The organism is Rhizobium atlanticum, from assembly GCF_030182485.1.
Classification (GTDB): Bacteria; Pseudomonadota; Alphaproteobacteria; order Rhizobiales; family Rhizobiaceae; genus Rhizobium.
The window spans coordinates 16623-30750 of sequence record NZ_JAQJCJ010000011.1; the positions used below are offsets into that span (position 1 = coordinate 16623).

The 14128-nt window shown below is 61.7% G+C and carries 13 protein-coding genes; 3 read left to right on the forward strand and 10 right to left on the reverse strand.

Going from position 1 to position 14128, the window contains the following annotated elements:
• The first annotated feature begins 1 nt into the window (after position 1).
• Complete coding sequence (locus PH551_RS16925) at positions 2–172, forward strand: hypothetical protein (RefSeq protein ID WP_483315425.1); 171 nt, start codon at positions 2–4, stop codon at positions 170–172.
• Positions 173–213: 41 nt separating this feature from the next.
• Here PH551_RS16925 and PH551_RS16930 read toward each other — a convergent pair whose 3' ends face one another.
• Positions 214–2487: an EAL domain-containing protein gene (locus tag PH551_RS16930; protein WP_285193872.1), complete on the reverse strand. Its 2274-nt coding sequence runs from the start codon at positions 2485–2487 to the stop codon at positions 214–216.
• Between the two features lie 313 nt (positions 2488–2800).
• On the opposite strand from PH551_RS16930, the gene PH551_RS16935 reads away from it, so the two are divergent.
• Both PH551_RS16935 and PH551_RS16940 read left to right on the forward strand, forming a co-directional pair.
• Positions 2801–4147, forward strand: a complete 1347-nt coding sequence (locus tag PH551_RS16935) for an NfeD family protein (protein WP_285194033.1) — start codon at positions 2801–2803, stop codon at positions 4145–4147.
• 29 nt (positions 4148–4176) lie between these two features.
• Complete coding sequence (locus PH551_RS16940) at positions 4177–4938, forward strand: slipin family protein (protein ID WP_285193873.1); 762 nt, start codon at positions 4177–4179, stop codon at positions 4936–4938.
• A 261-nt stretch (positions 4939–5199) separates the two neighbouring features.
• Here PH551_RS16940 and PH551_RS16945 read toward each other — a convergent pair whose 3' ends face one another.
• The 9 genes from PH551_RS16945 to PH551_RS16985 form a co-directional block, all read right to left on the reverse strand.
• Positions 5200–5493 (reverse strand): type II toxin-antitoxin system RelE/ParE family toxin, encoded by a 294-nt coding sequence (locus PH551_RS16945; protein ID WP_285193874.1) that lies wholly within the window; start codon positions 5491–5493, stop codon positions 5200–5202.
• Positions 5493–5747, reverse strand: coding sequence for a type II toxin-antitoxin system ParD family antitoxin (locus PH551_RS16950; protein WP_285193875.1), 255 nt, complete (start codon positions 5745–5747; stop codon positions 5493–5495). The genes PH551_RS16945 and PH551_RS16950 overlap by 1 nt, the downstream gene beginning before the upstream one ends.
• Positions 5748–6034: 287 nt before the next feature.
• Entirely contained in the window at positions 6035–7432 is a 1398-nt protein-coding gene (gene lpdA, locus PH551_RS16955) for a dihydrolipoyl dehydrogenase (RefSeq protein ID WP_285193876.1), read from the reverse strand.
• Positions 7433–7435: 3 nt separating this feature from the next.
• Entirely contained in the window at positions 7436–8665 is a 1230-nt protein-coding gene (locus PH551_RS16960) for a dihydrolipoamide acetyltransferase family protein (RefSeq protein WP_285193877.1), read from the reverse strand.
• A gap of 3 nt (positions 8666–8668) precedes the next feature.
• Entirely contained in the window at positions 8669–9682 is a 1014-nt protein-coding gene (locus tag PH551_RS16965; protein ID WP_285193878.1) for an alpha-ketoacid dehydrogenase subunit beta, read from the reverse strand.
• A 1-nt stretch (position 9683) separates the two neighbouring features.
• The gene (locus PH551_RS16970; protein ID WP_285193879.1) at positions 9684–10916 is read right to left on the reverse strand and encodes a 3-methyl-2-oxobutanoate dehydrogenase (2-methylpropanoyl-transferring) subunit alpha; all 1233 of its coding nucleotides are present in this window, start codon (positions 10914–10916) and stop codon (positions 9684–9686) included.
• Between the two features lie 64 nt (positions 10917–10980).
• Complete coding sequence (locus tag PH551_RS16975; RefSeq protein WP_285193880.1) at positions 10981–12108, reverse strand: acyl-CoA dehydrogenase family protein; 1128 nt, start codon at positions 12106–12108, stop codon at positions 10981–10983.
• 13 nt (positions 12109–12121) lie between these two features.
• Complete coding sequence (locus PH551_RS16980; RefSeq protein WP_285193881.1) at positions 12122–13309, reverse strand: acetyl-CoA C-acyltransferase; 1188 nt, start codon at positions 13307–13309, stop codon at positions 12122–12124.
• Between the two features lie 22 nt (positions 13310–13331).
• Positions 13332–14099: a 3-hydroxyacyl-CoA dehydrogenase gene (locus PH551_RS16985; protein ID WP_285193882.1), complete on the reverse strand. Its 768-nt coding sequence runs from the start codon at positions 14097–14099 to the stop codon at positions 13332–13334.
• Between the last annotated feature and the right edge of the window lie 29 nt (positions 14100–14128).

Consider the following 14128-nt stretch of genomic DNA (forward strand, 5'->3'; position numbering starts at 1 on the left):
TTTGCCGAGCCCCGTCGATCCGCCGAGGGGATGCCGTTTTCGAACGCGTTGCTGGAAGGCGACATCGATCTGCGCCGAACAGGAGCCGGCCTTGACGAACAGGACGGCTGCGCCCGGACTGCTGACTGCCTGCCATCACGCCGATCCGGATCTTTCCACGGCCGCCGCCTGAGCCTTGTCGCAGCGGCCGACAGCGGCGCACCTCGCCCCCTGCTATCCGAGGAGACGACGCAGTTCCTCCTGCGGTCGGTCGGCGTTTTCCGTCACGCCGGTTTTCGGCATGCACAGGTATTCGCCAACACGTTCGCGGCCCATGGGTTTGCCGAACAAATAGCCCTGCAGCGTGGTGCAGCCCATTTCCAGCAAACACATCGCCTGCCGATGGCTCTCTACGCCTTCCGCCGTGACCTTCATATCGAGTTTCCGTGCCAGATTGAGCACCAGTTCGACGATTGCGAGGCTCGATTCATCCACGAGCATGGTGTCAATAAAGCTCTTGTCGATTTTGATGATGTCGACCGGCAGACTTCGCAGATGCGTCAGCGATGCATAACCTGTCCCGAAGTCATCGAGCGCCACTGTCAGGCCTTTCCTGCGCAGACGTTGCAGGGTTGTTGCAACGGCATCTTCCAGGCCCTGCAGGAAGACCGTTTCCGTCACCTCCAGCATAAGTTTATCCAGCGGAATACCTCTTGACGCAAAGGCGGCAACGATCCGGGTTTCCAAGTCGCCCCTCATGAAATCGGAGGCGCTTATGTTGAGGCTGACCCGCCCGAATTCCAGCCCGCGGTCGGTCCAGCCTCGAATGTCGGACGCGACCTGCTCGAGCATGCGGGTCGTAATGTGATAGGCAACGCTCGGGTCTGTGAACGCCTCGTGAAATTGCGCCGCCGACACGATTGAACCATCCGAACGCCGCATTCGCACCAGCGCTTCGAACGCCCGTACCTGACCGTCGGCACAGGCAACGATCGGCTGATAGTGCGGCACCATCCGATGTTCGGTAAGAGCCGACTCCACCTCCCGGACGATTTGAATGCGACGCGCTATCCTCGAACGCAGGCTGGGCTCGTAGTGTATATAGCTGCCGCGCCGCGTTTCTTTGGCATGATAGAGAGCGAAGTCCGCGTTTTGCGAAAGCGTTGCGGCATCCATCTCGCCCTCCGAAATCGCCCCACCCACGGTTATCGCCGGATTTATCGTCGATCCCGCAACCTCCAGAGGGCGACCGATGTATTCGATCAGGTGGCGCGCGAGCGAACCCATGCGGCGTACGCTAGCGGGCGCGTCCAGAATGACGGAGAACTCATCGCCGCCGAGACGAAAGACCTTTCCTCGCTTTCCCAAGCGTTCATCCAGACGTGAGGCCACGCCTTTCAGCAGCAGGTCACCTGTCGCATGGCCGAGGATATCGTTCACTTGCTTCAGGCGATCGACGTCGATCAGCAATAAGCCGATGGAAGGAGCGTCGGCCGCTGTGAGCCGCTCCATATGAGCATTGAAGGCTGCCCGGTTGGCAAGTCCGGTCAAAGGATCGGCGTTGGCGGCCTGGAGCAGACGTTGCTCGTAACGCACTTTTTCGGAAACATCCTGAACAATGCCGAACAGACGACTGGGCTTGCCGCTTAAGCGCTCGATATCGCTGACCACGCGAACCCAGCGTTCCTCCCCGTCTGGCGTCATGATGCGATATTCCCTGTCGATGCCGGCCGCTGAACCATCGAGGACATCGCGGATCCTGCGTCTGACGCTTTCGCGCTCTTCGGGAGCATAACAGCCGATCACCTCCTCCGAGGTCATGCGTTTGCCGACCGGCAATCCGACGGTGCGGTAAATCTGGTCCGACCAAATGATCGTGCCGGTCTCGAGATCCATCTCGAAGCCGCCGACCTTGGCAGAGCGTTCGGTCTGCTCGAAGCGGGCCTGCTTCAATTCCAATTCGCGTTGCTGTTCTCTCAACAGGCTTTGCTGACGATGTTCCCGGATAAGGCCGACGACGACGCTTGCCAAACTGCGGAGCTGTTCGAGATCCCGATCGCCGAAGCGGCGGCTCTTCGTGTCGAGGACGCAGAAGCTGCCGTAGCAGGTCTCCCCTTCCGAAAGCGGCACTCCCGCATAGAACCGAACCGAACGCTCTCTGACGAAGATATTTCCGGAAAAGCGAGAATCCTTGTCGGCCTTTTCGACGACGAGCGGTGAGTTGGTTTGTACGATATGGCTGCAGAAGGAATGCTCGCGTGGCGCTTCTTTCAAAAAGAGACCGTGCTCGGCCTTGAACCACTGCCGATCCCCGTCGACGAACGAAACCATCGCCATCGGCATGTCGAAGACGCTGCAAGCCAGCCGCACGATTGCATCGAACTCTTCCGTCGGCGGCGTATCGAGAATGCTGGCCTGGTGAAGGAGATTCAATCTCTTATCTTCTGAAAGGGACATGCGACCGTGAGCTCCTCGCAGCGCTTGATGACGCGGAGTGAAACCCTTCATGGGTCGTAGAAGCGGAAGAACTAACCGCTGACGATAGAATGGCACGATCTGATTGCCAAATATTGAAGCGGCCGACATTAGTTTGGTCGTAAGACGCTGGCCGCGAGCGACCTTCAAAAAAACATGGGCCACGCGGCTCGCATCCGTGTAACGCGCTTAGCCAACTTCGCCTTTACGAGCGCGTAAGACGGCTTGAACATTAAGCCTTTGACGCCTTCGTCTTTTACTTTGTAATTTCCGACATACATTAAATACTACGTACGTTCCGCCGATTGGCACGCGGGGATTGAGGTGTTGGCGATGGCAACCGCCAATCTTCACTTTGTTGTTTTTGCTGCTTTCAGCTTGGGGCTTCGGCGTACCGTCGGCGTCTGACCGCGCGTCTGTCGTCCTCAAGGTGAATGGCGCCATTGGGCCTGCTATAGCTGACTACGTGGTTCGAGGCATTCAGCGTGCTGGCGAACGTGAAGCGATCTTGATCGTCCTGCAAATGGATACACCAGGCGGCCTTGACACCTCCATGCGGGAAATCATCCGCGCGATCCTTGCCTCGCCGGTGCCTGTCGCGAGTTTCGTCGCGCCAAGCGGGGCACGGGCTGCCAGCGCCGGCACCTATATTCTCTACGCAAGCCACATTGCGGTGATGGCCCCTGGCACCAATTTGGGTGCGGCGACACCAATCGCGCTCGGCGTGAAGCCTTTTGGCGGTGATGAGGAACCCGAAAAGAAGCCGAGCGAACCTGGTGGCAAGCAGCCGGTAGCTCCAGGCAATGCCCACGAAGCAAAAGCCGTTAACGACGCAGTCGCTTACATCCGTGGACTGGCGGAATTGCGCAATCGCAACGCCGACTGGGCAGAGCTTGCTGTCCGCGAAGCTGCAAGCCTTTCATCCACAGCGGCAGTGCGCGAACATGCCATCGATTTCACGGCAGTTGATGTCAACGATCTCCTTGCAAAGGCACAGGGCCGCATGGTGCGGGTCGGTCAAACGGAGGTCCGGCTCGATACCGCCGGTTTGGCCGTGCAGGAATTCGAGCCTGACTGGCGAACGCGCCTGCTTTCCGTCATTACCGATCCGAACATCGCAATCATCCTGATGATGGTCGGTATCTATGGCCTGATCTTCGAATTTCTTGCACCCGGGACAATGCTTCCTGGCACGATCGGCGGCATCTGCCTCCTCCTTGGTCTCTATGCCCTGGCATTGCTGCCGGTAAGTTTTGCCGCCCTTGGGCTTATTTTCCTCGGCGTGGGATTGACTGTGGCTGAGGCGCATTCGCCAAGTTTCGGCGCTTTGGGCATCGGCGGCGGGGTAGCCGTGATCCTCGGAGCCACCATCTTGTTTGATACCGACATACCCGGCCTGCAAGTGTCGCGCCCCTTACTGGGAGCAATTGCATTTGCGACTCTTGCCTTTAGCCTTGTCGTTGCCCGCCTGGCATTCACCTCGCGAATGCGCCAGGTAGCCACCGGTGCAGAGGAGATGATTGGCATTTCCGGAAAAGTTGAGAGCTGGACGGGGCTCACGGGGTACGTCATCGCGCATGGCGAACGCTGGAAGGCGGTTTCCGCCGAACCGCTTGTTGCTGGTGACCCTGTCAGGGTGACGGGCCGCAATGGGCTGGCGCTCGAGGTCGCCAGCCGCCCTGAGAACACCTAGCGGCGCTCAAGGACGCAGGAGGAGAAGTCATGGATATGTTTGCAGATCTTGTCTTCTATTTGGTGGCCACTGTCATTGCGGTCGCCATCCTCGCATCCGCGGTTAAGATCCTGAGGGAATATGAACGCGGCGTCGTGTTCACACTTGGCCGCTTTACCGGAGTCAAAGGACCCGGCTTGATTCTGCTCATCCCCTATGTCCAGCAGATGATCCGGGTCGACTTGCGCACGCGCGTACTCGATGTCCCTAGCCAGGACGTCATCTCACATGACAATGTCTCGGTTCGTGTCAGCGCGGTGATCTACTTCAGGGTCATTGACCCCGAGAAGTCGACGATACAGGTCGAGGATTTCATGATGGCAACAAGCCAGCTTGCTCAGACGACGTTGCGCTCCGTGCTCGGCAAGCATGACCTCGATGAAATGCTGGCAGAACGTGACAGGCTCAACTCCGATATTCAGGAAATCCTTGACTCTCAGACGGACGCTTGGGGAATTAAAGTAGCCACTGTCGAGATCAAACATGTGGACATCAACGAGTCGATGATACGCGCGATTGCTCGCCAAGCGGAAGCTGAACGCGAACGCCGCGCAAAGGTTATCAATGCCGAGGGCGAACAGCAAGCTGCAGCGAAGCTACTGGAAGCGGCGGAAATTCTGGCCAAACAGCCGGAGGCGATGCAACTTCGTTACTTGAGCACTTTGAACGTCATCGCCAGCGAGAAGACTTCGACGATTTTATTCCCCTTCCCGATGGAGTTGGGCAATCTAATGGCCATTAAGCCGAAGTGATCGAACGGCACTGACGTTGGTGATTGATCCAGCTTCTGTGTCGGCCAAAATGAGGCCACGCCCCAGAGAAACAGTCGGCCGTGGTTGCGTGAGTGAGACTCCGGAGGGCGTAGCCAGGGATCACATGCACCCGCGGCGATTGTCGCGTGGGTTTCAGCCGTCCTTCGGGATCGCTCGGCGTTCTCTTAACAGGCTTTGCTGACGATATTCCCGGGGCCTATTGCCCCATGCAACTGTGCTTGTTCATTCACTCAGCCAGGCCTAAGCGGGATCGCTGGCCCAGTCTTCATGTCCATGGCGTATTCGGATCACGAATATAGTTCCGTGCTCCTCGATGCGGTAGACAATGAGATGGGCTTTGAACGGATGAACTCTGACTGGCGGCGAAATCTCTTCTCGCTCACGCGCCATTCGCGGATTGGCCGCAATCAGATCAAGCACGGTAAACGACTCGTCATGATACTGCCTAGCCTGTGCGGCTCCGAACATGCGCACTCCTTGTTCGGCAATCGCAATGATGTCCTCTTCCGCTTCGACTAAAAGGTCAAAGCGCATTATCTACTGTCGCGCGTTGTTTCTGCACGTGCCACTGCCGCGGCAAAGAGTTCGTCCTTTGAGCGGCTGCCACTACCGCTTTTAAAACCGTCATCAACGAACCGTTGCATGGCGGCAACCTTGTCACCGTGAATTTGGTCCCTCCGGATCAGGTCGCGCACATAGTCACTGGCATTGGAATATCGCCCGCTCTTTGCTTGTGCCTCAACCCAATCTTTCATCGGGTCCGGAAGAGATACGTTCATCGTAGCCATTCGAGCCTCCATGGTGCGAGTAGGTTAGCTGGACTAAGTTTGTCAATCGGCTCCACGAACGGCGATCTATGTCATATCCGGGGGTTGCCGCCTACGCGATGACGAAGTCAGCGCTTCAGGGGGTAGTCGGCCTGTCGATCAATGTCCGTGTGACGCTGATCCTATTGCGACAGGTCGGGCTCTTGCCCTTGTGGGCAAAGCTTTTCGGCATCGGCACGGCCTTATTCCGGTCTCCGTTGATGGGATCCGAACCGGCAGACGTCATGCGTGATCCGGGTCCATTCGGCTCAGATGTGCAAAGCGTTTCCCAACGCTTTCAGCGCTGCCTCCATGAACGCTTCGCTGCGGGTCGGATGGGCGTGGATGGTGCCGGCGATGTCTTCCAGGCGTGCTCCCATCTCGATCGCCAGCGCAAAAGCTGCCGAAAGCTCGGAGACTCCGGCTCCCACCGCCTGCAGGCCGAGGACGAGATTGGTGTCGGCGCGGGCCACCACGCGCACGAAACCTTCCTCAGAGACCATCGTCATCGCCCGCCCGTTGGCGCTGAACGGAAATTGGGCGGTGCGGATCTCATATCCTTGCGCGCGCGCCTCCGCCGGCGACAGGCCGACGCTGACGATCTCAGGATCGGTAAAGCAGATGGCGGGAATGCATCTTTTGTCCCAGCCCCGCTTCTTGCCTGCAATAATTTCTGCCACCATCTCCCCTTGCGCCATCGCCCGATGCGCCAGCATCGGCTCGCCGGTCACGTCGCCGATCGCATAGATGCCGCGCATCGAGGTGCGGCATTGATCGTCGATCCTCAGATACGGACCGGCGCGGTCGAGATCGAGTTCTTCGAGGCCGGAGCCCGCCGTTCGCGGGCGGCGGCCGACAGTGACAAGGATGCGATCCGCCGGCAGTGTCTCACGCCGGCTGTCCGACGTTTCAACGATCAATGCCTCGCCATTATCGGCAAGACCCATCGCCTTTGCACCCGTCAGTACCCGGATGCCGCTCTCGGTCAGCTTGCGCATGACGGGACGCACCAATTCTGCATCATAGAGCGGCAGTACCTGCGGCGTTGCCTCGACGACGCTCACCTCCGAGCCCATCTTCGAAAAGGCCATTCCGAGTTCCAGCCCGATATAACCGCCGCCGACCACGACGAGCTCTTTCGGCAATTCCGTCAGCGACAGCGCCTCTGTCGAGGAAATGACCCGGCCGCCGAAAGGCAGATCGGCAAGCTCCACCGGATCGGAACCGGTGGCGATCACTACGGTCTCGGCGCGGATGATTTGCTGGCCGGTTTCGGTCTCCACCTCCACCGTCTTGCCGTCACGGAAACGGGCGCGGCCATGGACGATCTTGACCCGCGCCTTCTGTAAGAGCCCCTGGACGCCGCCTGTTAGCCGGCCGACAATGCCGTCCTTCCAGGCGATCGTCCTTGCGAGATCGATCGATGCGCCTTCGACTCGGATGCCCATCGGGTTCTTGCCGGCCAGCATTTTTTGCATGGCGTCGAATTCTTCGGCTGCATGGATCAGCGCTTTTGAGGGAATGCAGCCGACCGTCAGACAGGTGCCGCCCGGCTTGCCAGCTTCGACGATGACGGTATCGATGCCGAGCTGTCCGGCGCGGATGGCACAGACATAGCCGCCCGGGCCGGCGCCGATGACGAGGAGCTTGCAGACAATTTCTTTCATGGCTCAGCCTTCGATGAAAATGAGCGCCGGCGTTTCGAGGAGCGTGCGGATGCGCTGGACGAAGGTCGCCGCATCCCAGCCGTCGATGATGCGATGATCGAAACTCGAAGAGAGGTTCATCATCTTGCGCGGCACGAACTGCGTGCCGTCCCAGGCCGGTCGCGTAGCGATCTTGTTGACGCCGATGATCGCCACCTCGGGGTGATTGATCACAGGCGTCGAGACGATGCCGCCAAGCGCACCGAGCGAACTGATGGTGATGGTGGAGCCGGAAAGCTCATCGCGCGTCGCCGTGCCCGAACGCGCCGCATCCGCCAGCCGGGCCATCTCGGCGGCGCAATCCCAGATGCCGCGCGCTTCCGCATGCCGCACGACAGGCACGGTCAGGCCGGCCGGCGTCTGCGTGGCGATGCCGATGTGGACGGCGCTATAACGCGTGATAATGCCGGCATCGTCGTCGAAGGTGGCGTTGACCTCCGGCTGCTCGGCAATGGCTTTGACCAGCGCCCGCATGAGGAACGGCAGAACCGTCAGCTTCGGATGACCTGCCCTGCGGTCACCGTTCATGGTGGCGCGCAGTTCCTCCAGCGCCGTCATGTCCACTTCCTCCACATAGGTGATGTGGGGAATGCGCGAGGTGGAAAGCACCATCTTTTCGGCGATGCGCCGCCGCAGTCCGGTGAGCTTGATCTCCTCGGTAGCCGTCTTCCTGGCGAGACCGTTCTTTGCCGCCGCGGGAGCGGTGCCCTGGGCCAGGAACTGCTCGATATCCTCGCGCAGGATGCGCCCGGCCGGTCCTGTTCCCGGCACCTGCCTCAGATCGACGCCGCTTTCCCTGGCAAAGAGCCGCACGGAGGGAGCCGCAAGCGGCTTCTCGACGGGCGGCACGGCAGGAGCCGGCGCTACGGGAGCAGGCTTGGCGATCTCGACTTTCGTCGTCTCTGCAATCGGCGCCTGCGAAATCCGCACGGGCGGAGTCTCGACGGCGTCTCCAGCCGTCTCGATCCGCACCAGTGGCGCCTTGACCGCGATCCGGTCTCCGACCTCACCGGCGAGCCAGATGACGGTGCCGTTGACCGGAGAGGGAATTTCGACGGTCGCCTTGTCGGTCATCACGGCGGCGATCACCATGTCCTCGCGGACCGGATCTCCGGTCTTCACGTGCCATTCGACAAGTTCAGCCTCGGCCACCCCTTCCCCGACATCGGGCATCTTGATGATGAATTCGCCCATGGCTCAGGCCTCCATGACTTCGGCAAGCGCCCGCCCGACCCGGCCGGGACCCGGGAAATAGTCCCACTCCTGCGCATGCGGATAGGGCGTATCCCAGCCGGCGACGCGCGCAACAGGCGCTTCGAGATGAAAGAAGCAATGTTCCTGCACCAGCGCCACGACCTCGGCGCCGAAGCCCGACGTCAAGGTCGCCTCATGCACGACGACGCAGCGCCCGGTCTTAGTGACTGATTTGACGATCGTATCGAGATCGAGCGGCAGCAGGCTTCTCAAATCGATCACCTCGGCATCGATGCCCGTGTCTTCGGCCGCAGCGAGCGCCACATGCACCATAGTGCCATAGGCGACTACTGTTACCGCCGAACCCACGCGCCGCACCTCGGCCTTGCCGATCGGGATCGTGTAATGGCCGTCGGGCACCTCGCCGAGATCGTGTTTCGACCAGGGCGTCACCGGCCGCTCGTGATGGCCGTCGAAAGGGCCGTTATAGAGCCGCTTCGGCTCGAGGAACATCACCGGATCGGGATCCTCGATCGCCGCGATCAGCAGGCCCTTGGCGTCGTAGGGATTGGACGGCACGATCACCTTCAGCCCGCAGACATGGGTGAAGAGCGCCTCCGGGCTCTGGCTGTGCGTCTGGCCGCCGAAGATGCCGCCGCCTGTCGGCATACGCACGACGATCGGGCAGGTGAAATCGCCGTTCGAGCGATAGCGGATGCGCGCCGCCTCCTGTGTCAGCTGGTCATAGGCCGGATACATGTAATCGGCGAATTGGATCTCGACGCATGGCTTCAGCCCGTAGGCCGCCATGCCGATCGCTGTGCCCACGATGCCGGATTCGCTGATCGGCGTATCGAAGCAGCGCGTCCTGCCGTATTTTGCCTGCAGGCCCTGGGTGCAGCGGAAGACACCGCCGAAATAGCCGACATCCTCGCCGAAGATCACGACATTGTCGTCCTTCGCCATCGACACGTCCATGGCGCTGCGCACCGCCTCGATCATCGTCATCCTGGCCATGTCAGTATCCTGCCTTCTGCCGCTGACGCCGGATATGCGCCGGCATCTCGGCATAGACCCCCTCGAAAATATCGCGCACCGAAGGCTTGCCGCCGGCATGCAGCGTGCCGTGCGTCTCCGCCTGGCGCTGCGCCTCGATCACCTCGTCCATGATTTCGGCTTCCGCCTGCACATGCCGCTCCTCCGACCATACGCCCTTGACGATCAGATGTTTCTTCAGCCGCAGCACGGGGTCGCCGAGCGGCCAGGCTTCCGATTCCGTCTTTGGCCGATAGGCGCTCGGATCGTCGGAGGTCGAATGCGCGCCGACGCGGTAGGTGACATGTTCGATCAGCGTCGGCCCGAGATTGCGCCGCGCGCGTTCGGCCGCCCAGCGGGCGACCGCATGGACGGCGAGATAGTCGTTGCCGTCGACCCGCAGCGCCGGAATGCCAAAGCCGAGGCCGCGGGCGGCGAAGGTGCCGGAACCGCCGCGGGCAATGCCCTGGAAGGTGGAGATCGCCCACTGATTGTTGACGATGTTGAGGATCACAGGGGCCTTGTAGGTCGAGGCGAAAACAAGCGCCGAATGGAAATCCGATTCCGCCGTCGATCCGTCGCCGATCCAGGCCGCGGCAATGCGGCTGTCGTTCTTGATCGCTGAAGCCATCGCCCAGCCGACGGCCTGCACATATTGGGTGGCGAGATTACCCGAGATGGTGAAAAAGCCGTGTTCCTTGGAGGAATACATGATCGGCAGCTGCCGGCCGTGCAGCGGGTCGCTCTCGTTCGAGTAGATCTGGTTCATCATCTCGACCATCGGATAGTTGTCGGCAATCAGCAGGCCTGCCTGCCGATAGGTCGGAAAATTCATGTCGCCTTTGTTGAGCGCCTTGCGGAAGGCGCAGCTGACGGCCTCTTCGCCGAGATGCTGCATGTAGAAGGAGGTCTTGCCCTGACGCTGCGCCATCAGCATGCGGGCGTCGAAGGCGCGCAGCTTCATCATGTTGCGAAGCCCGGTCAGCAGCTCCTCGTCGGTGAGCGACCCGGCCCAGGGACCAACCGCCTCGCCATCACGGTTCAAGACGCGGATGATCGAATAGGCGAGATCGCGCATATCCTCGGATGCGACATCGACCTCCGGCCGCGGCACGGAACCGGCCTTGGCGATCTTGACGTTGGAAAAATCGGGCTGGCCGCCCGGGCGGACGGCAGGTTCGGGGACGTGCAGGCTCAAACGAGCGGAATCCACCATATTTTTTCTTTCCTCCCTGTGCCGGCCGTGCTCCCCTCCCCGGAAGCAGGGCCGGATGTGGTTCTCATAGATTGCGGGCGATCACCATGCGCTGCACGTCGCTCGTCCCCTCATAGATCTGGCAGATGCGCACGTCCCGGTAGATGCGCTCAACCGGATAATCGGCCATGTAGCCGTAGCCACCATGGATCTGGATCGCGTCCGAGCAGACGCGTTCGGCCATCTCCGAGGCAAAGAGCTTCGCCATCGAGGCTTCCGACAGGCAGGGCGACCCGGCTTCCCTGAGGGCGGCGGCGTGAAAGACGAGCTGGCGCGCCGCCTCGATCCGCACCGCCATATCGGCAAGACGGAACGCGACGGCCTGGTGCTCGAAAATTGGCTTGCCGAAGGCGGTGCGCTCACTGGCATAGTCGCGCGCCGCCTCGAAAGCCGCCCGCGCCATGCCGACGGCCTGTGCGGCAATGCCGATCCGCCCGCCCTCGAGATTTGCAAGTGCGATGCGATAGCCTTCGCCTTCCGCACCCAGCCGCAAATCCGCAGGGATGCGCATCGCATTGAAGGCGATCTGGCAGGTATCGGTGGAATGCAGCCCGAGCTTTTCCTCAACACGGATCACCTCGTAACCCGGCGTGTCTGTCGGCACGATGAAGGCGGTGATGCCCTTCTTGCCGGCATCGGGATCGGTGACGGCAAAGACGATGATGATATTGCCGTTCTTTCCCGAGGTGATGAACTGCTTGGCGCCGTCGACCACATAGTGATCGCCGTCACGCTGGGCGCGAGTCTTCAGGTTCGAGGCATCGGAACCCGCCTGCGGCTCGGTGAGCGCAAAGCCGCCGATCCATTCGCCGGTCGCAAGCTTCGGCAGGAAACGCTGCCGCTGCTCCTCGGTGCCGAATTTCAGGATCGGCACGCAGCCGACGGAACTGTGTACGCTCATGATCGTCGAACAGGGTCCATCGCCGGCGGCAATCTCCTCGAGTGCCGCGGCATAGGCGACGACGCCCGTATCCGAGCCGCCATAGGCTTCGGGCACCAGCATGCCGAGCAGCCCGAGTTCGCCCATCTCTTTAAGCTCCTCACGCGGGAAGAGATGCTCCCGGTCGCGCCTGGCCGCTCCCGGCTCCAGCCGGTCGCGGGCAAAGTCGCGGGCGAGATCTGATATCTGCTGCTGAAGGTCGGAAAGGATCATCGGCTTGCCTCCCCTAGTGCCGCTCGATGGCAACGGCCGTCGCCTCGCCGCCGCCGATGCAGAGCGCGGCCATGCCGCGCTTCAGATCGTAAAGCTCCAATGCTGAAAGCAGGGTCACCAGAATGCGGGCGCCCGATGCGCCGATCGGATGGCCGAGCGCGCAGGCGCCGCCATGCACGTTCACCTTTTCATGCGGCAGGTCGAGATCGCGCATCGCCGCCATGGCGACGACGGCGAAAGCCTCGTTGATCTCGAAGAGGTCAACATCCGAAAGCGCCAGGCCGGTCCGGTCGGAAAGCTTCTGCAGCGCGCCGATCGGCGCGGTGGCGAAAAGATTGGGCGCCTGCGAATGGGTGGCATGGCCGAGGATGGTGGCGAGCGGGGCAAGGCCGCGACGCTCGGCCTCGGAGCGGCGCATCAGCACGAGCGCTGCCGCGCCATCGGAGATCGAGCTGGAATTGGCAGCGGTCACCGTGCCGCCTTCTCGGAAGGCGGGCTTCAGCGTCGTAATCTTGTCGAGCTTCGCCCGGCCCGGCTGCTCGTCGCGGCTCGCCACCTGCTCGGCTTTCCCTGATTTTACCGTGACCGGCACGATCTCGTCGTCGAAACAACCTTCCGCGATCGCCTTCTGCGCCCGCGTCAGAGAGGCGATGGCGTAATTATCCTGCGCTTCGCGCGTGAACTGATAGACTTCGGCGCAATCCTCCGCGAAGCTGCCCATCAAGCGCCCTTTGTCATACGCATCCTCCAGCCCGTCGAGAAACATATGATCCACGACACGCCCATGGCCGAGCCTGTAGCCACCACGGGCCCTGTCGAGGAGATAGGGCGCATTCGTCATGCTTTCCATGCCACCCGCGACTGCCACAGAAGCACTGCCGGCGGCGATCAGGTCGTGCGCCATCATGACAGCCTTCATGCCCGAGCCACACATCTTGTTGACGGTGCTGGCGCCGGCCGCAAAGGGCAGCCCGGCGTGGATCGCCGCTTGCCGGGCCGGCGCCTGCCCTTGCCCCGCAGGCAACACGCAGCCGAAGACGACCTCCTCGATCGCCTCGGCCTCAACCCCGCTGCGCTGGAGCGCCGCACCGATCGCCGCCGCTCCAAGCTCGGGTGCGGTCGCGTCCTTCAGTTCGCCTTGAAAGCTGCCGATGGGCGTGCGCGCCGCACCGACGATGACGATGGGATCCTGCAATGCCATCTTTCCTCCTCGGGCATCACGCTTAACGCGCGCCCATTCGCAATGCCCCGTCGAGGCGGATGACCTCGCCGTTCAGCATGTTGTTTTCAAAGATATGGCGCACCAGCTCGGCAAATTCCGCCGGCCGGCCGAGCCGAGGCGGAAAGGGCACGCTCTGGCCGAGGGCTGTCTGAACCTCGGCCGGCATGCCGGCCATCATCGGCGTCTCGAAGATGCCGGGCGCGATCGAGACGACGCGAATGCCGTGACGGGCAAGCTCGCGGGCGATCGGCAAGGTTATCGCCGCCACCCCGCCCTTGGAAGCGGCATACGCCGCTTGGCCGATCTGGCCGTCGAAGGCGGCGACGGAGGCCGTGTTGACGATGACGCCGCGTTCCCCTTCGCCATCCGGTTCGGCAGTCCGGATCGCGGCAGCAGCAAGCCGGATCATGTTGAACGTGCCGATGAGATTGATGCCGATGGTGCGCGCGAAACTCTCCAGCCGGTGGGGCCCGTCGCGGCCGACCACCTTTTCGGCCGGAGCGATGCCGGCGCAATTCACCAAACCGCGCAAGCTGCCGAAGGCTTCGACCGCAGCGGCAACCACTGCCGCCCCCTCCTCGCCATCGGTCACATCCGCCTTGACGAAACGGGCATCGCTGCCGAATTCCCGGGCGATCTTTTCGCCCGCTTCGACATTGAGATCAGCAATCGTCACGCATCCGCCGGCCTCGACCAGCATGCGCGCCGTCGCCGCTCCGAGCCCGGAACCGCCGCCGGTGACGATGAAACTTGCTCCACGGATCAGCATGAATCTGTTCCTCCCTGTCGGCTGCGCCC